Source organism: Kitasatospora sp. P5_F3 (assembly GCF_054049135.1).
In genome coordinates, this window is sequence record NZ_JBFUMY010000082.1 from 1 (window position 1) to 18,521 (window position 18,521).

16 protein-coding genes and 1 pseudogene are annotated in these 18,521 nt (G+C 72.2%); 8 read left to right on the forward strand and 9 right to left on the reverse strand.

Annotated features, from left to right (window positions below):
- Together ACXJMZ_RS31605 and ACXJMZ_RS31610 are read left to right on the forward strand one after the other, a co-directional pair.
- Nucleotides 1-616, forward strand: a pseudogene (locus tag ACXJMZ_RS31605) (hypothetical protein); the annotation flags it as partial.
- A gap of 289 nt (nt 617-905) precedes the next feature.
- Complete coding sequence (locus ACXJMZ_RS31610) at nt 906-3,155, forward strand: glycosyl hydrolase family 18 protein (protein WP_457033446.1); 2,250 nt, start codon at nt 906-908, stop codon at nt 3,153-3,155.
- Nucleotides 3,156-3,157: 2 nt separating this feature from the next.
- Here ACXJMZ_RS31610 and ACXJMZ_RS31615 read toward each other — a convergent pair whose 3' ends face one another.
- Nucleotides 3,158-3,844: a spermidine synthase gene (locus ACXJMZ_RS31615; RefSeq protein ID WP_457033447.1), complete on the reverse strand. Its 687-nt coding sequence runs from the start codon at nt 3,842-3,844 to the stop codon at nt 3,158-3,160.
- A gap of 489 nt (nt 3,845-4,333) precedes the next feature.
- On the opposite strand from ACXJMZ_RS31615, the gene ACXJMZ_RS31620 reads away from it, so the two are divergent.
- Nucleotides 4,334-4,648 (forward strand): hypothetical protein, encoded by a 315-nt coding sequence (locus tag ACXJMZ_RS31620; protein WP_457033448.1) that lies wholly within the window; start codon nt 4,334-4,336, stop codon nt 4,646-4,648.
- Between the two features lie 435 nt (nt 4,649-5,083).
- The gene (locus tag ACXJMZ_RS31625) at nt 5,084-5,464 is read left to right on the forward strand and encodes a hypothetical protein (RefSeq protein WP_457033449.1); all 381 of its coding nucleotides are present in this window, start codon (nt 5,084-5,086) and stop codon (nt 5,462-5,464) included.
- Nucleotides 5,465-5,552: 88 nt separating this feature from the next.
- Here ACXJMZ_RS31625 and ACXJMZ_RS31630 read toward each other — a convergent pair whose 3' ends face one another.
- From ACXJMZ_RS31630 to ACXJMZ_RS31650, 5 genes are all read right to left on the reverse strand, one after another.
- Nucleotides 5,553-6,551 (reverse strand): YeiH family protein, encoded by a 999-nt coding sequence (locus ACXJMZ_RS31630; protein WP_457033463.1) that lies wholly within the window; start codon nt 6,549-6,551, stop codon nt 5,553-5,555.
- Between the two features lie 39 nt (nt 6,552-6,590).
- Entirely contained in the window at nt 6,591-7,151 is a 561-nt protein-coding gene (locus tag ACXJMZ_RS31635; protein ID WP_457033450.1) for a cysteine dioxygenase, read from the reverse strand.
- A gap of 87 nt (nt 7,152-7,238) precedes the next feature.
- Nucleotides 7,239-8,144, reverse strand: coding sequence for a LysR family transcriptional regulator (locus ACXJMZ_RS31640; protein WP_457033451.1), 906 nt, complete (start codon nt 8,142-8,144; stop codon nt 7,239-7,241).
- A gap of 105 nt (nt 8,145-8,249) precedes the next feature.
- On the reverse strand, nt 8,250-8,507 hold the full coding sequence (locus ACXJMZ_RS31645) for a lipopolysaccharide assembly protein LapA domain-containing protein (protein WP_457033452.1): 258 nt from the start codon (nt 8,505-8,507) through the stop codon (nt 8,250-8,252).
- Nucleotides 8,508-8,599: 92 nt separating this feature from the next.
- Nucleotides 8,600-8,803: a hypothetical protein gene (locus ACXJMZ_RS31650; RefSeq protein WP_457033453.1), complete on the reverse strand. Its 204-nt coding sequence runs from the start codon at nt 8,801-8,803 to the stop codon at nt 8,600-8,602.
- A 262-nt stretch (nt 8,804-9,065) separates the two neighbouring features.
- Here ACXJMZ_RS31650 and ACXJMZ_RS31655 point away from each other — a divergent pair, with 262 nt between their 5' ends.
- Nucleotides 9,066-11,300, forward strand: a complete 2,235-nt coding sequence (locus ACXJMZ_RS31655; RefSeq protein WP_457033454.1) for a hypothetical protein — start codon at nt 9,066-9,068, stop codon at nt 11,298-11,300.
- Here the strand turns inward: ACXJMZ_RS31655 and ACXJMZ_RS31660 are convergent.
- Together ACXJMZ_RS31660 and ACXJMZ_RS31665 are read right to left on the reverse strand one after the other, a co-directional pair.
- Nucleotides 11,297-13,069 (reverse strand): ABC transporter ATP-binding protein, encoded by a 1,773-nt coding sequence (locus tag ACXJMZ_RS31660; protein ID WP_457033455.1) that lies wholly within the window; start codon nt 13,067-13,069, stop codon nt 11,297-11,299. The two genes, ACXJMZ_RS31655 and ACXJMZ_RS31660, sit on opposite strands and share 4 nt — an antisense overlap.
- Nucleotides 13,066-14,844, reverse strand: a complete 1,779-nt coding sequence (locus ACXJMZ_RS31665; RefSeq protein WP_457033456.1) for an ABC transporter transmembrane domain-containing protein — start codon at nt 14,842-14,844, stop codon at nt 13,066-13,068. Before ACXJMZ_RS31665 ends, ACXJMZ_RS31660 begins: the two co-directional genes overlap by 4 nt.
- A 309-nt stretch (nt 14,845-15,153) precedes the next feature.
- Between ACXJMZ_RS31665 and ACXJMZ_RS31670 the strand changes: the two genes are divergently transcribed.
- A complete protein-coding gene (locus ACXJMZ_RS31670; RefSeq protein WP_457033457.1) occupies nt 15,154-16,008 on the forward strand; it encodes an aldo/keto reductase in 855 nt (284 codons plus the stop codon).
- A gap of 121 nt (nt 16,009-16,129) precedes the next feature.
- Here the strand turns inward: ACXJMZ_RS31670 and ACXJMZ_RS31675 are convergent, their stop codons facing one another.
- Nucleotides 16,130-17,026: a MarR family winged helix-turn-helix transcriptional regulator gene (locus ACXJMZ_RS31675; RefSeq protein WP_246511128.1), complete on the reverse strand. Its 897-nt coding sequence runs from the start codon at nt 17,024-17,026 to the stop codon at nt 16,130-16,132.
- A 395-nt stretch (nt 17,027-17,421) separates the two neighbouring features.
- On the opposite strand from ACXJMZ_RS31675, the gene fabG reads away from it, so the two are divergent.
- Together fabG and ACXJMZ_RS31685 are read left to right on the forward strand one after the other, a co-directional pair.
- Nucleotides 17,422-18,189 carry a 3-oxoacyl-ACP reductase FabG gene (gene fabG, locus ACXJMZ_RS31680; protein WP_457033458.1) on the forward strand — a complete coding sequence of 256 codons (768 nt, stop codon included), beginning with the start codon at nt 17,422-17,424 and terminating at the stop codon, nt 18,187-18,189.
- Nucleotides 18,190-18,279: 90 nt separating this feature from the next.
- The gene (locus tag ACXJMZ_RS31685) at nt 18,280-18,471 is read left to right on the forward strand and encodes a hypothetical protein (protein ID WP_057240870.1); all 192 of its coding nucleotides are present in this window, start codon (nt 18,280-18,282) and stop codon (nt 18,469-18,471) included.
- Nucleotides 18,472-18,521 lie beyond the last annotated feature (50 nt).

The following is an 18,521-nucleotide window of genomic DNA, read 5'->3' on the forward strand; positions in this document are numbered from 1 at the left end:
GGCGCAGGAGCGCCCCAAGGGCGTCCGGGTCAACGTGCCGCCGGCCGACTTCAACCCCTTCGCTCCCCCSGCCCCSGCCCCGGCAGCCGCCGCACCCGCTGCCGACGCCCCCGCCCCCGGCAAGGGCGTGAAGGTCAACGTGCCCCCGGCCGACTTCAACCCGTTCGCCGCACCCGCCCCGGCACCCGTCCTCGCCGCGGCACCGGCCCCGCAGCCGGTCGCCCAGGCCGCTGCTCCGGCCGCCGCCGACCCGTTCGGCACCGTGACCACCCAGCAGGTGAGCGACCCGTTCGGCACCGTGACGTCCGCTCAGCCCGTCGCCCCGGCCCGGGTCGCCGCGCCGACGCCGCCCCCGGCCGCTGCGCCTGCGGCAGCCGCTCCGGCCCCCGGCAAGGGCGTCCGGGTCAACGTGCCGCCGGCCGACTTCAACCCCTTCGCTCCCCCGGCCCCGGCCGCCGCCGCCCCGGAGGCCGATGCGCCCGCCCCCGGCAAGGGCCTGAAGGTCAACGTGCCGCCGCCGGACTTCAACCCGTTCGCCGCACCCGCCCCGGCACCCGTCTTCGCCCCGGCACCGGCGGCCGCACCCGAGCCGCCTGCGAACAATCCGTTCGGCTGACGGCGGGTCAGCCCAACTCACCGGCAAACCACGGGCCGTGGATCTGACGCATTACTGTCAGGTCCACGGCCCTGCTGGTCCAGACCTATTGCCAGCACCCAGCGACGTCCCTACGCTCCTGTCACAGGATCTCCGCGGCAACCCGACGGCCCGGCGGCCCCGCTCCGCGCTGCCCCAGCACGTCAACAGCCGGAGCGCGCAGCACTTTTGCACCTGGCACCGCCACCTCCCCACAGGTAGGGAGCACGTCGGCCGGACGGCCGCACGCTCCCTGGACAGGAGCTCATCCATGCGCAGACGTCGGTTCAGCCTGCCCCTGCTCGCAGCGGGAGCGTTGATCGCCCCACTGATCGCGGTCGCCCTGCCGGGCGGTGTCGCCCAGGCCGCCGCCTCCACCGCCACCTTCGCCAAGGGCAGTGACTGGAGCACCGGTTACGAGGGCAGCTACACCATCAAGAACAACGAGACCACCGCGATGAACGGCTGGACACTCGAGTTCGACCTGCCCGCCAACAACACGGTGGCCTCGCTCTGGAACGCCACCTACACCACCGCCGCCTCGCACGTGACGGTGAAGAACCCGAGCTGGTCGGGCTCACTGGCGCCGGGCGCCTCGTACAACCTCGGCTTCAACATCGCCTACTCAGGTGCCTACGCCCCGCTGCTCAACTGCAAGTTGAACGGCAGCCCGTGTGCGGGTGGCGGCGACCAGACCGCCCCGAGCACGCCGGGCAACCTGCAGGCCACGCCGGGCACCGGCTCGATCACCGCCTCCTGGACCGCCAGCACGGACAACGTCGGGGTCACCGGCTACGACGTCTTCAACGGCAGCACCAAGCTGGCCACCGTGTCCGGCACCGGCAGCACCATCTCGGGTCTGGCGGCGGGTACGTACAACATCACCGTGGTCGCCTTCGACGCCGCGGGCAACCGCTCGGCGCCGGCCGGCCCGGTCCAGGTCGTGGTGCCCCCGCCGCAGCCCGACACCCAGGCGCCGACCAAGCCCGGCACCCCGACCGCCACCCCCGACTCCCGTTCGGTGGCGCTCAGTTGGGCCGCCAGCACCGACAACGTCGGGGTGACCGCGTACGACGTCTACAACGGCGCCACACTGGCCACCTCGGTGACCACCGGTACCAGCGCGGTGGTCACGGGCCTGACGCCGGAGACCGACTACACCTTCACCGTGAAGGCGCGCGACGCGGCGGGCAACACCTCCCTCGCCTCCAGCCCGGTGAGCACCCGGACCACCAAGGAGGTGGTCAACCCGAACGCGCTGAAGATCGGCTACTTCACCCAGTGGAGCATCTACTCGCGCGGGTACAGCGTGAAGCAGCTGGACACCTCGGGCACGGCGGCGAAGCTGACCCACCTCAACTACGCCTTCGCCAACATCAACCCGACCAGCAAGCAGTGCTTCATCACCAACAAGGCGGCCGGGAACGACTCGGACCCGAACGCCGGCGACGGTGCCGGTGACGCCTGGGCGGACTTCGGCAAGGGCTGGGACGCGGGCACCTCGGTGGCCGGGACCACGGACACCTGGGACCAGACGCTGGCCGGCAACTTCAACCAGCTGAAGCAGCTCAAGACCAAGTACCCGAACCTCAAGATGCAGATCTCGCTGGGCGGTTGGTCCTACAGCAAGTGGTTCTCGGACGCCTCGCTCACCGACGCCTCGCGCAAGGCGCTGGTCAGCTCCTGCATCGACATGTACATCAAGGGCAACCTGCCGGTGATCGACGGCCGCGGCGGCGCGGGCTCGGCGGCGGGCATCTTCGAGGGCATCGACCTCGACTGGGAGTGGCCGAACTCCGAGGGTCACCTCGGTAACGTCATCCGACCCCAGGACAAGGCCAACTACACCCTGCTGGCCCAGGAGTTCCGCCGCCAGCTGGACGCGCTGACCGCCACCACCGGCAAGAAGTACACCCTGAGCGCCTTCCTGCCGGCCGACCCGGCCAAGATCGACCTCGGCATCGACGTGCCCGGCCTGTTCGGCGCCTTCGACTTCGCCACCATCCAGGGCTACGACTACCACGGCGCCTGGGAGACCCAGACCAACCAGCAGTCCTCGATCAAGCTGGCGGCTGCCGACCCGAGTGCCCCCAACCGGCAGTTCAGCTCCGAGATCGCGATCAACGCCTACCTCACCAAGGGCGCGCCGAAGAGCAAGCTGACCCTCGGCATCCCGTTCTACGGCCGAGGCTGGACCGGCGTGCCGCGCGGCACCACCAACGGCCTCTACCAGACCTCGACCGGCCCGGCCCCGGGCACCTACGAGAACGGGTACGAGGACTACCACAAGCTCAAGACCATGGCCGCGAGCGGTGGTTACACCATCTACCGCGACCCGGTGGCGGGCCACGCCTACATCTACAACGGCACGGTCCTCTACACCTACGACGACCCGACCGAGATCCTCCGCAAGACCGCCTGGATCAAGGCCCAGGGCCTGGCGGGCGCGATGCTCTGGTCGTTCGACGGTGACACCGCCAACGGCGAGCTGATGAGCGCGGTGGACAGCGGCCTGAGATAACGTCAGGCGCGGCGTGCCAGGTGCACCACATCGGGTACGCCGCGCAGCACCGGGATCTCCTCGGTCCGCACGTCCACGAACCCGGCCGTCCGCAGTGCTTCCTCGAAGCCTGCGGACGGCTGCGCGCTCCACACCGCCAGCACCCCGCCGGGGTTGAGCCGACGCTGCGCGGCGGCCAGCCCGGCCGGGCCGTACAGGCCGGAGTTCTCCTCGGTGACCGTCCAGTCCGGGCCGTTGTCGATGTCGAGGCAGAGCGCGTCGAAGCACTCCCCGTCAGCCGCCAGGTAGGCCACCAGGTCACCGTGCAGCACCGCCACCCGGGGGTCGTCCAGAGCGTGCTCGGAGAACGCGGCCAGCGGTCCGGTGCGGTGCCATTCGATGATCGCGTCCTCCCGCTCGGCCACCGCGATCCGCGCCCAGCGCGGCTCGGCCGCCGCGTACGCGAGCGAGAAGCCGACCCCGAGGCCACCGATCAGCACCGCTGGCCGCTCGACCGTCAGCTCGTCCAACGCGGCCTGGATCAGCAGCCGTTCGGACCGGCCGTCGGCGGTGTCCATCAGGAAGCAGCCGTTCGCGATGATCTCGTAGTGCCCGCCGCGCCGCCGCAGCGCCACCTCGCCGTACGGGCCCTCGCGCCGGTCGAGTGTGACGGGGGCCTCGAATCCGTCCCGGTCGGGGAGCACGGTCATCGCTGGGTCCTTCGCTAGGTGGTCGTACGCGACCCGACTCTAGTAGGGCTCGGGCACACGGTGCACCACCAGGGGCTCGGGGCTCTGCTGGCTTGCGGCTCCGCCGCGGGGCGAGAATGGGGGTGCCGACGACGACGCCTCCGGGGCTGGCCACGTCCCCGTCACTGTTCGGTGGTGCAGCTGCTTCCCAGTGCAGGCCCCAGAACCCGTCCGGGTAGAACTCGACCACGCTCATGGCTTCCCCTCCGGTGCCGCGACAAAGACTTCCGACCAAATCGCYAACCACGTAGGCCGGTTGATGGTCCCGAACCGGTTACCCCGCCGGAGCATGTTCAACGTCGCCTCGGCCAACGGCCCGTCCGGCTGCTCCGCGAGCCGCTCGGGGCATGGGAACCCCCAATCGGGTGGAAGTGGTGCTGTGGTGACGACGCGTCATGGAATGATGCGCCACGCTCGACAGCGAACCGGCCAGCGAGAGGACAACCGAACGTGACTGACAAGACACCGCAGGGCGACGCGCCCGAGGGGACCCGCGTCAACCTGGACCCGGTCGTAGAGCCCGGAACGCTCACGTTGGAGTACGTCGATGGTGTGCCAGTCCTGACCGTCAGCGGCGGGAATGCACTTCCGGGCGGGATCGCCGTAAGGGACGACGCCGGTAACACGGTGGCGCTCTACACCGCCGGCGCTGCACCGAGTGCGCGCGACTTCTTTCCTGAGACCTGGCTGTTCAGCCTGGTGACGACTGGGAGCGACGGGACGTACCCCACGGCAAGGGAACTCCCGTCCGGCTGGGAGAAGTAGCCCAGCCTGCGCCAGAACGGCGTACTGACCGCTCCGAAATCCTCGCGCGTCGTGGCCTTGTGACGCGGGCGGCACAGCGCTTGCACGTTGCCGTCCGCGTCCGTGCCCCCGAGGGCCAGCGGGACGACTCTGAACGCGCTGCCTCTACCGATTGGGCCGGGCGGGCTCTGGTGGTCGGGCTGAACACCCACCCTGGTCTCGCTGTCCGGCAACCTCAAGTGCCGCTCAAGTCCCGGTTGTTGCGCCTTGGATGCGCCTACCCTCGATGTACAGGCATGCCGGTTCACCGGTAGCCCGGTCAGCAGGGGGACGCATGAGGCGTGTAGTCGGCATGGTGCTCACTGGGCTGAGGTCGTTCGTCAAACTGTTCCGCAAGCGGCCTCAAGGGCCGTACTCACCGGAGGCGGACAACTATCGGCAGTCCGGGGGCGCCTGGTGACTCACCTGAGCTTCGAGAACCCTCCCGCGCTGCCTCATGAGGTGGTGGCCGAGACGTTGGAGCGGGCTCTGCGTAACCGCTCGCACGAGGGCGAAGCGGCGGACGCCCTGGTCGGAATCGCCTTGCGCGACGGCGACCGGGAGTTCGTCGAGCACTGGTGCATGGAGGCCGGGACGCGCGCCGTGTCGGGCAGTCCGCTTCTCGGGCTGGCCGGCCTGTGCCTGGGCCATGCCGCTCGACGCTTCGGCCATCTCGGCGACGACGCCATCGCGCTGGCGAAGTCGCTGGCGGTGCGTGCTGAGACGGACCCGGCGGACGTGGATGGTCGGGCTCTCGACGGTTATGACGACGTCCGGAGCTTCCTGCACCTCTGGTGACGCCAGCTGGCGCCGTCGCCGGTGCCCGCCGCAAGGGGTCAACTACGGTTAACGACCGGAGTGTTACCCAAAACCGGACCCGCCCGGGTCAGCCGGTCAGCAGCACTCCCCCGTACGCCGCCCCGGCCACCAGTACCCAGGAGGCAAGACCGAGCAGCGCCACCCGCCCGCCGGTCCGGGCCAGCGCGCCGAGCCGGACCGCGCTGCCGAGCGCGAACAGGGCGGCCGCCAGCAGGAGCTCCTGCGCGTGCCCGGCCAGCTCCAGCGCACCGACCGGGACGGCTCCGGTGCTGTTCAGCGCCACCATCGCCAGGAAGCCGACCACGAACAGCGGCAGCAGCGGCGGCCGGGTCACCCCGGCGGCGCGCCCGGGGCGCCGGGCCACCGCCACCGCGACCCCGGCCACCAGCGGCGCCAGCATGGCCACCCGGATCAGCTTGACCAGCACCGCCTCCCGCAGCGCCTCCGGCCCGGCGGTCTGCGCGGTCGCCACCACCTGTCCGACATCGTGCACCCCGGCGCCCACCCAGCGGCCGAACTCGCCCGCGTCCAGGCCCAACGGGCCCTGCAACAGCGGGAGTACGGCGATCGCCAGCGTGCCGCAGAGGGTCACCAGTGCGCACGAGGTGGCGATGTCCTCCTCGTCACTGCCGGTGGCCTGGCCGACCGCACCGATCGCCGAGGCTCCGCAGATCGAGTACCCGGTGGCGATCAGCAGCGGCTGGTCGCCCGGCAGTCCGAGCCTGCGGCCCAGCCAGCAGGTGCCGAAGAAGGTCGCGGCCACCACCGCCAGCACCATCAGTACGGTCGCCCAGCCGAGCCCGAGCACGTCCCGCAGGCCGAGCCGGAGGCCGAGCAGCACGATCCCGGCCCGCATCAACCGCCGGGCAGCCAGCGCCAGTCCGGCCCTCGCCGGGCCGGTCACCACCGTCCGCAGCCGGGGCAGCTGACCGGCCGTCACTCCGAGCAGCACGGCGAGGGTCAGCAGCGGCACGGCCGGCAGCACCCGGTGCAGGCACCAGGCCGCGGCCACGCCGGTCGCCGCGAGAGCAAGGCCGGGGCCGTTCCGGCGCAGCCCGGCCGGCATGACCGGGTGCGGCACGGCCCGCAGCGGGATCGCCACCGGTCAGCCCTCGGTGGGCAGTTGGTAGACCCGGCGGATGCTGCTGCCGATCCTGGCCAGGTCCGCACCGTACACGTGCAGCGAGACGGCGGTGCCGGTGCCGCTGTTGCGGACCCGGTGGATGTCGCCGGGCGGGGCGAAGCCGCAGACCGTACCGCTCGGGTTGACCACGTCGCCGGTGGCCACCAGCCGGGCGGTCGGGCCGTCCGGGACCAGCCGGTAGCGGCGTTCGGTCTCCTCGCCCAGGTGGACGCCGGTGGCGCACCAGGACAGGTGGTCGTGCACGCTGGTGTGCTGGCCGGGCAGCCAGACCAGCGCGACCAGCGAGAAGCTGCCGTCCGGCTCGGCGTGCAGCAGGTGCTGGCGGTAGCTCGCCGGGTCACCGGTCTGCTGCGCGCCGGTGAGCAGATCGGACGCCCCGAGGTGCGGCAGCAGGCACTCGGCGGCCAGGTGGGCGGTCAGATCAGGCGGCAGGCCCCGGCCGACGGCCCGGCGCAGCTCGGCGACCAGGTCGTCCGCCCGGTCGGTACGGGCAACCCTGGGTAACGCGGCGGAGGTTGTCATGCCAGGATCGTCCGGCCGCCTCCGGCGCACCGTCCAACGACAGTTCCTTGGCGTTTTGTCGGTTCCCGCTTATGGATCGGGAGCCGGTCAGCAGCCCACCCGCGCGGCGGCGGCCGCCCTGAGCTCGTTCAGCACCAGCGTGGTGGCCGGTATCCGCAGGTGCTCGCGGAGCACGTACGCGGAGACCTTGCGGCGCACGTGCGGTTCGGCCAGCCGTCCGGTGACCTTGCGGTGGCACATGAAGGAGAGCACCAGGGCGGGCATCAGGGCGATCCCGACCCCGGCGGCCACCAGGCTCTGCACGGCCAGGTTGTCGTCGGTGGTGAACACCACGTCGGGGGCGAAGCCCTGGGCGGCACAGACCTGGAGCAGGTTGGCCCGGCAGCGCGGGCAGCCGGCGATCCAGCGTTCCTCGGCGAGGTCGGTCAGCCGGACGGCGTGCCGCCGGGCCAGCGGGTGGCCGACCGGCAGCAGCACGGTCAGCTGATCCTCCATCAGCGGCGTCTCGACCAGCTCGGGCGGCACCTCGGCCGGCGCGCCCGGGTAGTGGAAGGCCAGCGCGATGTCGCACTCGCCGCGCAGCAACCGCTGCACCGACTCGGGCGGTTCGGCCTCCAGCAGCTCCACCCGGACGCCGGGGTGCTCGGCCAGCAGCCGGGCCATCGCCGCCGGGATCAGCGTCGCATTGGCGCTCGGGAAGGCACAGACCCGGACCCGCCCGGCCCGCAGCCGGGCCAGCGCGCCGAGCTGCTGCTGCGCGGCCCGCAGGTCGCCGAGGATCACCTCGGCATGCCTGGCCAGCGCCTCGCCCGCCTCGGTCAGCCGCAGCCCCCGGCCCGCCCGGGTGAACAGCGGTACGCCGACGGTCCGTTCGAGTGCCTTCATCTGCTGGGTGATCGCGGGCTGGGTGTAGCCCAGCGCCCGGGCCGCCGCCGAGTACGAACCGGTGCTGACCACCTCGTGGAAGGTCCTGATGTGCCGGGAGTCGAACACCCCCGAATGATAAGCAGAATTTGGGGTCCCGGTCCGGGAGTTCGCCGAACGGAATGGATCACTGCGCCTCGGGCGGCAGCCCCGTCGACACCCCGGGCGGGGCAGTCACTTGCTCCGGCGGCCCTTCAGCAGCCACCCCAGCGCGGCACCCGCCAGCAGCGTCGCCAGCAGGGCGATCCAGAGCGGTGCCTCCACCGTGAACACCCAGAACTGGATCTTCACCTTGTTCAGGTTGGCCAGCAGGAACCAGACCGCGAGCACCACGATCACGCCGATCGCGATGGCCCGGGTCGGGATGCCCGCGATCTCGCTCCGCTTGCCGCCCCCGGAGGGGGTTGACGTACCGCCAGAAGTCTTGGTCACCCCAGGAGTCTGCGCCCCGGAGCCACAGCACCCCCGACGGCCACGCCGGACCACCACCCGTACGGCCGAGCGGCCTGCCCGGGCCCGACCACTCATCCTCGGAGCAGCGTGACCAGACAGGCCGTCAGCACCGCCGCCAGCGTCAGCGTCCCGGCGAACGCCGCCCCGGCCAGGACGACCGCCGCCGGGTAGCCACGCCCGTCCAGCCGGGCCAGCACCCCTGCCCCGACGGCGACCAGCAGGGCGAACAGCACCGCCACGGCGGTGGCCAGCAGAACGAAGGCAGTGCGGGTCACGGTGAGCTCCTGATCGTTCGGCGGCACCCGGCGGCTCCGGGCGCCTCCGCTCACCCTGGCCGCGCCGCCGGGCGGTGCGGCAGTGGGAACGCGTTGCCGATGTCGCCGGGAACACCGGCCCCGCGCGTTGCCGGTTACCGGGCACACGCACCGTCAGCTGCCGTTCAGGACAGGTGTGTTGACAATCCCCTGGCAACGGCGGCCACCGACCGAGCTCGCACTGACAATGAGAGACAGTGAGCAACCCGACAAGGACGGTGCAGTGAGCAACGACGAGCACCCCGAGAACCTGCCCGTCCTCCGGGCAGGCACGACGGTCGGCGAACGGGAGAACTTCGCTGCCCGCCTGCGACCGCTGTTCGTCGCCCTCGGGATCAGTTACCGCGTCTACGGGAAGCAGCGGCACCTCACACCGTCCGCCGTCTGCCGGTACCTGAAGGGGGACCGGATCCCGCCGCTGGACTTTCTCATCGACCTGTTCGAGGACCTGGCGGACAAGGGACACCCGGTCGACGAGGGCGACCGGTCCGAGCTGCTCCGACTCAGGGAGCAGGCGCTGCGCGGCGGCGGCGCCGTCCAGCAGCTCCAGGCGCAGCTGGAGGAGACCCGCGAGGAGCTGGCCGACTGCCGGCAGGAACAGCTCAGGCTGGTCCAGCAGTTGGCGGCTCGGGAGGAGACCCTCGGACTGGTCGAGGACCGGCTGCACTCGCTGCGCCAGGAACGCGACCGGGACACCCGGCTGACCGAGCACATCCGCACCGAACAGGAGCGCGACGCGCTCCACCGGCAGGTGCAGGAACTGCGCGAGGAACTGCTCCGCGAGCAGGCCTGGGCGCTACGGGCCAAGGAGCTGTGCCGCCTGCTGCTCTGGCAGCTGCGGCTGGCCGATGAACCGGCCCCACGGGAGGCCACCGTCCACGAACTGATGTCGACCATGGACCGGGCCACCGTGGGGCAGTTGGTCGGCTTCGTGGCGCAGGCCGACGACAAGCACCGGCCGGTGGCGGCCGAGCTGATCCGCTCGGCGGGCCGGCACCGGCCGATCTCCGACGCGGTGGCGCTCTTCGTGGCCCTGCACGACGCCGGGACGCCCGAGCAGGCCATCGACGCCCTGCCCGCCGCCGTGCTGGGCCGGGGGGTCGACGAGGTGTCCGACCTGATCGGCGCGTTCGACGACCGGGCCTTGGACGAGTACACCGCGACGGTGGTGCGGACGGCCGTCCGGCACCAGTCCTGGCAGGACCTCGCCCGCCTGGTGGCGCACCTGCACGGGCGGGGCCTGTCACCCGAGCTGGGCGACACCGTGGCGGCGGCCGCGGCGGCGTTCCGGCCGGTCGGCGAGGTCCGCGCGCTGCTGGTCGAACTGGGCACCGGGCAGCGGTTCGACCGGACGGTCGACCACTGCCTGGACCACGCGGCGCGCGAGCGCACCATCGCCGATCTGATCTCCCTGGCCGTCGACCTCGCCGACGCCGACCGGGCCGCCTACGTCCGGCAGCTGACGGCGGGTGTGCTGGGCCGGCGGCGCGCCCCCGATGCTGCGGAGTTCCTGGGCCAACTCGCCCGGGTCGGCCTGAGCCTGTTCGCCGACGAGGCATACGACGAACTGATCAGGACCGGGGCACCGGCCCTGTTGGTCGGGGTGCTCGCCGCGCTGGACTTCAAGACCGGCCGGCACCGGCTGGAGGCCACCCGGCAGTACGCCGCGACCGCCAGGCCCGTCCCCGACGTGATCGAGATCGTGCAGCAGTTCGAGGCACAGGACATGGTGGTGCACGCGGCCGATCTCACGGTGGCCTTCGTCCAGCACCGCCCGGCAGCCGAGATCGCCGAGCTCGGCTCGGCCCTGGACCGCCGCGGCAGTCTGATGCGGCTGCTCTCCCGTGCGGTGGAGAGCCTGCCGGTCACCCAGTACCAGCCGCTGATCCACCGGCTCGACGAGGCAGGTCTGCCGGACGTCGGCATCGGCCTGCTGGCCTGGGCCACCCGGAACCGGCTGACCTCGGACGCCCTGGAGATCCTCACCGCGCTGCCCGCCTTCCCCGGCGCCACCGCCTCCGTGCTGGACAGCGCCGCCGACCGCTCCGCACCGTCGGTCGCCCAACTGGTGCTGGCGCTGCGTGAACGCGACCGGCCCGAACTCGCCGACACCCTGCTGCGCACCGCCGAGCGGCGCGCCCAGCTGGGCCCGACGGCACTTCGGAACGCCATCGAGACGGAGGAGATCAGACAGGGCGTCAACCGGACGACGGCTCCGGGCCGGATCCCCTCGCCCGCGGCCTCCCGGCCGGGGCGGACCGTCCGGGATGTGCCGGACGTGCCCACCCTGCTGGCCGAGAACGCCCGGCTCCGCCGCGAACTGGATGTCACCCGGCAGCAGTTGACCGCCACCCGGACCAGGCTGGAGGTGGAGACCGCCCGCCGGGAACGGGCCGAGACCCTGACCCGCATCCCCGGCTCGCCCTACGACAACACCCTGGCTCCGCTCGGTGGTTAGTGCTCGTCCCGCCAGCTGCGCCAGAGGGCCGCGTACGGACCGTCCGCCGCGACCAGTTCGTGGTGGGCGCCGTACTCGCTGATCCGGCCGCGTTCGACCACCGCGATCACGTCGGCGTCGTGGGCGGTGTGCAGCCGGTGCGCGATCGCGATCACCGTACGGCCGGCCAGCACCCGGGACAGCGAGCGTTCCAGGTGCCGGGCCGCGCGCGGGTCGAGCAGCGAGGTCGCCTCGTCCAGCACCAGCGTGTGCGGATCCGCCAGGACCAGCCGGGCCAGGGCGAGCTGCTGCGCCTGAGGGGGTGTCAGCGCCACCCCGCCGGAGCCGACCTCGGTGTCGAGGCCGTCGGCGAGCGCCTCGGCCCACTCCCCCGCGTCCACCGCGTCCAGCGCGGCCCGCAGCTCGGTGTCGTCCGCGTCGGGCCGGGCCAGCCGCAGGTTGTCCCGCAGGGTGCCGACGAAGACGTGGTGCTCCTGGTTGACCAGCGCCACCTCGGTCCTCACCCGCTCGGCGGGCATCCGGGCCAGTGCGGTGCCGCCCAGCGTGACGCTGCCCCGGCCGGGGGCGTAGATCCCGGCCAGCAGCCGCCCGAGGGTGGACTTGCCCGCACCCGAGGGACCGACCAGCGCGACCCGGCTGCCCGGTGCCACGTCCAGGCTGATGCCGTGCAGCACGTCGGCGCCCTCGCGGTAGCCGAACCGCACGTCGGTGGCCTCGACCCGGCGGCCGTCCGGCACGGCGAGCTGGTCCGTCTCCGGGTCCTCGACCTCCTGGACGCCGACCAGCCTGGCCAGCGAGGCCTGGCCGACCTGGAGCTCGTCGTACCAGCGCAGGATCAGGTCGACCGGGTGGGTGAGCGCCTGCGCGTACAGCACACCGGCCGTCAGCTCACCCACCGTCAGCCAGCCCCGCACGGTGAACAGCCCGCCGAGCACCAGGGTGCCGACGATGATGATCGCGTACGTCGCCTCGACCGTCGGGAACCAGACCGAGCGCAGCCAGAGCGTGTACCGCTCCCAGGCCTGCCACTCGCCGATCTTGCGGTCCGTCAGCTCCACCCGGTCGGTGCCGAGCCGGAGCGACTCGACCGTCCGGCCGGCGTCCACCGTCTCGGCCAGCACGGTGTTGACCGCCGCGTACCCGGCCGACTCGGCCCGGTAGGACTGCGGGGCCCGGCGGAAGTACCAGCGCGAGGTGAACAGGAGCAGCGGCAGGGCGACCACCACGGTGATCGCCAGCAGCGGCGAGGTCACCACCAGCGCGCCGAGCACCAGCACCAGCGAGACCAGCGCGACCGCGAGCTCGGGCACCGCCTCCCGGATCGACTTGGACAGCCGGTCGATGTCGGTGGTGCCGCGCGAGACCAGGTCCCCGGTACCGGCCCGCTCGAGCACACCCGGCGGCAGCGCCACCGAGCGGACCAGGAAGTCCTCCCGCAGGTCGGCCAGCACCTCCTCGCCGAGTACCCCGCCGCGCAGCCGGGACCAGCCCGTGAACGCCGACTGCACCACCAGCGCGCCGAGGTACCAGCCGACCGCCGACAGCACCTTGCCCTGCGCGGTGCCCGCACTCAGGTCCTCGACCAGCGAGCCGAGCACCCACGGACCGACCAGCCCGGCCAGCGTGGCCACCGTGTGCAGCCCCACCACCGTGCCGAAGCCGCGGAAGTGACGGCGCGCCAGCAGCCGGACGTACGCCCGCACGGTGGCCGGCGAACCGACCGGCAGCATGGTCGCGGGGCCGCGTTCCTGGATCGTGGGCGGCTTCATACCTTCTCCTCGATAGCGACCTGGTCGTCCTCACGGGTGACCACGGCCCGGTAGTGCGGGGCGGTGTGCAGGAGTTCGCGGTGGGTGCCGGTGGCGGTGACGCGGCCGCCGTCGATCAGCACCACGGTGTCGGCCTGGTCGAGCAGCAGCGGGCTGGTGGCGATCACCACCGTGGTCCGCTCCGCCCGGATGCCGCGCAGACCGGCCGCGATCCGGGACTCGGTGTGCGCGTCGACCGCGCTGGTCGGCTCGTCCAGCACCAGCACCGGCGGGTCGGCCGCCAGCACCCGGGCCAGCGCCAGCCGCTGCCGCTGGCCACCGGAGAGCGAGCGGCCGCGCTCGGTGATCAGCGCCCGCATCGGGTCGCCGTCCGCCTCCGGTGAGCCGTCGACCAGGGCGTCCAGGACGTCCTCGGCCTGGGCGGCGGCGATCGCCTCGGCCGGGCCGACCCGGCCGGAGGACGGGATCTCGAACAGCTCGGCCAGCGTGCCGGAGAGCAGCACCGGCTCCTTGTCGTGCACCAGCACGGCCGCCCGGGCCACGGCCAGCGGCACGGAGTCCAGCTCGATCCCACCCAACCGGGCCGAGGGGTCCGGGAGTTCGCCCTCGGCCAGCGGTACGTGACCGCCCAGCCGGTCCGCCAGCCGGTCGGCCACCTCGGGGTCGGCGCAGACCACGGCGGTCAGCCGGCCGGCCCGGATGGTCAGCCCGGTGACCGGGTCGTGCAGGTCGGACCGCCCAGGGGCGGCCAGCGTGCCGGTCAGCCCGGCCGCGTCGGCGGTGCGCCGCAGCGAGAGCACCCGGGTGGCCCGCCCGGCGGAGACCCGGGCGACGCTCCAGGCGTGCGCGGCCTCGCCGAGGATGCGCAGCGGGGCGGCCAGGAAGGCGGTCGCGCCGTACACGGCGACCAGCTCGCCGACGCCGATCGCGCCGTCGGCGGCCAGTTCGACGCCGTACCAGGTGACGCCGACCACGAACAGGCCGGGCAGCAGCACCTGCTGAGCCTGCATCAGCGACCAGACCCTGGCCGTCCGGACGGCAGCTCCGCGGACCTGCTGCGAGGCCTGCCGGTAGCGCTCCAGGAAGAGCTCCTCACCGCCGATGCCGCGCAGCACGCGCAGCCCGGCGACGGTGTCGGCGGCCAGCTCGGTGGCCTTGCCGCCGAGCGCGCGCTGCTCGCTGTACCGGCGCTCGAACGGGCCGAGCAGCGGCAGCACGGAGACCGCGAGCACCGGGACGCCGAGCAGCACGGCGGCGCCCAGCAGTGGCTGCTGGACCAGCACGACCAGGCTGACGGCCAGCCAGACCAGCACGGCGGCCCGGACCCGGGCGACCAGCTCGACGTACCAGCCGATCTTCTCCACGTCGCCGCTGCTGACCGCGACGATCTCGCCGGTGGCGATCCGGCGGGACAGTCCGGCCCCGAGGGCGCTGGCCTGCCGGGCCACCAGCTGGCGGGTCTGGGCGGCGGCGGTGATCCAGTTCCACACCGCCTGGCGGTGCAGCATCACGGTGCCGGTGGAGTTGACGACGGTGAGCAGCACGGCCAGCGCACCGGCCCGCCAGACGCCGCCGGTGTCGTGGTTGACGGCGGCCTGGATACCGAGACCGAGGGCGACCGGGAGGGCGGCCATCGCGCCCATCTCCACCGTCCCCCAGAGGGTGGCCAGCCACTGGCCTCGGCGCTGGCTGCGCTGGAGCCAGCGCAGGAAGGCGAGCGGGGAGTCGAGATCCGGACGGCCGGGGTCGGCCATCGGCAGGGTGGTGAGCGGCATGACGCTCCGATGCGGGGGTGGTTCGGGCAGGGGTGCGCGGCCGGGCCCGGATCGCGGGCGGGGCGGCGGAGGGGAGTCGAGAGGGGACTATCGGTCACGACGTCATGGGCATCGAGCGTGCCGTGGGTCACACCGCGATCGCAACAGGTTTTCCGGGACCGGCCACGTCGTCCGGCCACGTCACAGCGGGCGGAGCGGTCACGGAGTAATCAATTCCGGTGAATTTTCACCAATCGGGAACACGTGGTCGAGACCACCAGTTGATTCACTGTCGGCAGCATTGGACGACCTGGAGGGCACCCCTTCCCCGTGAGCACCATCCCGAGCATCACCCTGAACAACGGCCTCACCATCCCGCAGCTCGGCTTCGGCGTCTGGCAGGTCGCGGACGACGAGGCGGCGACGGCGGTCGAGACGGCGATCAAGGTCGGCTACCGCAGCATCGACACCGCCGCGATCTACGAGAACGAGGCCGGCACCGGCAAGGCGATCGCGGCGGCCGGGGTGCCCCGCGAGGAGCTGTACATCACCACCAAGCTGTGGAACTCGGGCACCGCCGACTGGTCCGGCCAGCAGGGCCAGGACGCGGTCCTGCGCGCCTTCGACGACTCGCTCGGCAAGCTCGGCCTGGAGTACGTCGACCTCTACCTGATCCACTGGCCGCGCCCGATGCACGGCAGCTTCGGCAACGTCTGGAAGGCGTTCGAGAAGCTGGCCGCCGACGGCCGCGCCAAGTCGGTCGGCGTCTCCAACTTCGGCCCGGTCCAGCTGGACGCGCTCGCCCAGCAGAGCGGCATCGTCCCGGTGCTGAACCAGGTCGAGCTGCACCCGCACTTCCCGCAGCACGAGCTGCGCGCCTACCACGCGGAGCACGGCATCGCGACGGAGGCCTGGAGCCCGCTGGGTCAGGGCAAGGACCTGCTCACCGAGCCCGCGCTGGTGAAGATCGCCGAGAAGCACGGCCGCACGGTGGCCCAGGTGGTGCTGCGCTGGCACCTGCAGAGCGGCATCATCGCCATCCCGAAGTCGGTCACCCCGTCCCGGATCGTGGAGAACCTGGACGTGACCGGCTTCGAGCTGGACGCGGACGACCTGACCGCGATCGCGGCACTGGAGACCGGCAAGCGCCTCGGCCCGGACCCGCAGTCCTTCGATTGGAACTGACCCAGGGTCTCAAGCCGAAGGCCGCCMCCCCCTGCGGATGGGGTGGCGGCCGTCGGGCTGCGCTCATGCTTCCGGGCGCTGGCAAATCGTTCCTGCCAGGTCCATGGCACCTGGTGAATCGTTACAGCCGGGCCGCCTTGGCGAGCAGCGCCATCGCGGCGGCGTGCTCGTGCGGCTCCAGCGGAGCCAGCAGCAGTTCCTGCACCGCGCGTACTCCGGCGGAGGACCGGTGCAGCAGTTCCTGCCCCGCGGGCGAGAGCGAGAGCAGGTTGCGCCGCCCGTCCAGCGGGTCCCGGCGACGGAGCACCAGGCCGCGCCGGACCAGCCGGCTGACCATCTCCGCCATCGTGGCCTTGTCCAGCGAGGCCAGCTCACCGACCGTGCGCTGGTCTGCGCCCGGCTCGGCCTCCAACGCGTCCAGCACCGCGTACTGCGGCGCCGTCAGGTCGGAACCGACCTGGTCGGACCAGAGCTTGGTGTGCACCTGCTGGCTGACCCGGATCAGATAGCCGACCGCGCGCTGGGCATCCAGCAGCGGCCGGGCATCGGTCAGCGCGGCGACCGCCGCGGGCTCCAGCCGGGCGATCTTGGCCATCACCCGGACCAGTTCGAGCTGCTCGTCCGGGCTCAGCGGTTCGAAGAGCGTCCGCTGCACACGGACGACTCCGCCGGTCGCCTCACGGACAGCCTGGGCGCCGTTCTGCGACAGGGCGAGCAGTTTGCGGCGACCGTCAGCGGGGTCGCGGCGGCGTAGGACCAGGCCGCGCCGGACCAGCCGGGCAACCATTTCGGCCATCGTGGCCTTGTCGAGCGAGGCCCGTTCGCCGACGGTGCGCTGATCCGCTCCTGGTTCGAGCGCCAACGCGAGAAGTACGGCGAACTGAGGCGCCGTCAACTCGTTGCCGACATGCTCGGACCAGAGGCGGGTGTGCACCTGCTGGGCCACGCGGATGAGGTGTCCGGGCGACTGCTGCAGCCGACCGGTCACGCGGGTCGTCGGGATCTCCCCCAGCACCATGAAATCCGTCCCGATGTCACACCCGGTGTGTGTGGGACACCCGGGCGGGGCAGTAACGGCGAGTGAGCGTCCCGCTGTGAGGGTAGGCGCGCCAGCCGTGCAGCCGGTGGCTGCTGGCGCACACTATACAAACGGTCGGCCCGTACCGGCAGGCGGGGGCCAATAGTAGATGTTTGTTCGGCGAAGTTGGCATATTTCCGCCGTATGTCGCGCTCACGTCCACTTGATCGGCACAACTCCCGCTCGCGGCCGACCTCACCCTCTGTCACCTGCGGCTCTGTCCTCTGGTCAGCATTCCTACCGGTCGGTAATCTGGCCGCCGCAGCGTCCCCTTGAGCCGGTCGCGGTCAAGGTCACGATTTGCTGTCACCCCTCCGAGAGAGACGAGTACGAACATGACCGAGCAGAGCAGCTCCCCGCGCGTAGCGGTGGTCACCGGTGCGGCTCGAGGGATCGGCGCGGCCACCGCGCTCCGGCTGGCCGCCGACGGTTACGCGGTCGCGGTGGTGGACCTGACCGAGGAGGCCGGCAAGGAGACCGTCGAGCGGATCGCCGCGGCCGGCGGCCGGGCCCTGGCGGTCGGCGCGGACGTCTCGGACGCCGGGCAGGTGCAGGCCGCGGTGGACCGGATCGCCGCCGAGCTGGGTGCCCCGGTGGTGCTGGTCAACAACGCCGGGGTGCTGCGCGACAACCTGCTCTTCAAGATGTCCGAGTCGGACTGGGACACCGTGATGAACGTGCACCTCAAGGGCGCTTTCCTGATGTCCAAGGCCTGCCAGAAGCACATGGTGGACGCCGGGTTCGGCCGGATCGTCAACCTCTCCTCCTCCTCGGCCCAGGGCAACCGGGGCCAGGCCAACTACTCGGCCGCCAAGGCCGGTCTGCAGGGCTTCACCAAGACCCTGGCGATCGAGCTCGGCAAGTTCGGCGTCACCGCCAACGCGGTCGCCCCCGGCTTCATCGCCACCGAGATGACCGCCGCCACCGCGGCCCGGATCGGGATGGAGTTCGAGGCCTTCAAGGCCGCCGCCGCCACCCAGATCCCGGTCAACCGGGTGGGCACCCCGGAGGACATCGCCAACACCATCTCCTTCCTCGCGGGCGAGGGCGCCGGCTTCGTCTCCGGCCAGGTCATCTACGTGGCCGGCGGGCCGCTGGACTGACCGGCGCAGTCCGCTCGCGGGCTCCGGCGGGCAGGCGCAGACTCGGGGTGCGGGTGCCCGGTGCGCACCCGAGGACACGGGAGGCATGACATGACCCAAGCGGACGACCCGGACTCGCGACCGACGCCGGACAAGCTGTTGCACACCGGTGGCGAGCACCCGGTGGACCCCGAGGACCTGGTGATGGCGTCGGGGCGGACCCCCACCCCGAAGTTGCTCGACAAGGCGCGCAGACAGCTCGAAGTCGAAGGCCCGGCGGCGGTGGAGCGACTGCTCCCCTGAGTTTCGCAGCGAAGTACCGACGAGTCAGGCCCCGTACGGCGTACGGGGCC

Coding starts and splice junctions, on each gene's coding strand:
- ACXJMZ_RS31660 (WP_457033455.1), bottom strand. CDS start 13,069: ATGAAGCCGCCCACGATCCAGGAACGCGGCCCCGCGACCATGCTGCCG.
- ACXJMZ_RS31675 (WP_246511128.1), bottom strand. CDS start 17,026: ATGGTGCTGGGGGAGATCCCGACGACCCGCGTGACCGGTCGGCTGCAG.
- ACXJMZ_RS31685 (WP_057240870.1), top strand. CDS start 18,280: ATGACCCAAGCGGACGACCCGGACTCGCGACCGACGCCGGACAAGCTG.
- ACXJMZ_RS31615 (WP_457033447.1), bottom strand. CDS start 3,844: ATGACCGTGCTCCCCGACCGGGACGGATTCGAGGCCCCCGTCACACTC.
- ACXJMZ_RS31610 (WP_457033446.1), top strand. CDS start 906: ATGCGCAGACGTCGGTTCAGCCTGCCCCTGCTCGCAGCGGGAGCGTTG.
- ACXJMZ_RS31630 (WP_457033463.1), bottom strand. CDS start 6,551: ATGCCGGCCGGGCTGCGCCGGAACGGCCCCGGCCTTGCTCTCGCGGCG.
- ACXJMZ_RS31635 (WP_457033450.1), bottom strand. CDS start 7,151: ATGACAACCTCCGCCGCGTTACCCAGGGTTGCCCGTACCGACCGGGCG.
- ACXJMZ_RS31665 (WP_457033456.1), bottom strand. CDS start 14,844: ATGCCGCTCACCACCCTGCCGATGGCCGACCCCGGCCGTCCGGATCTC.
- fabG (WP_457033458.1), top strand. CDS start 17,422: ATGACCGAGCAGAGCAGCTCCCCGCGCGTAGCGGTGGTCACCGGTGCG.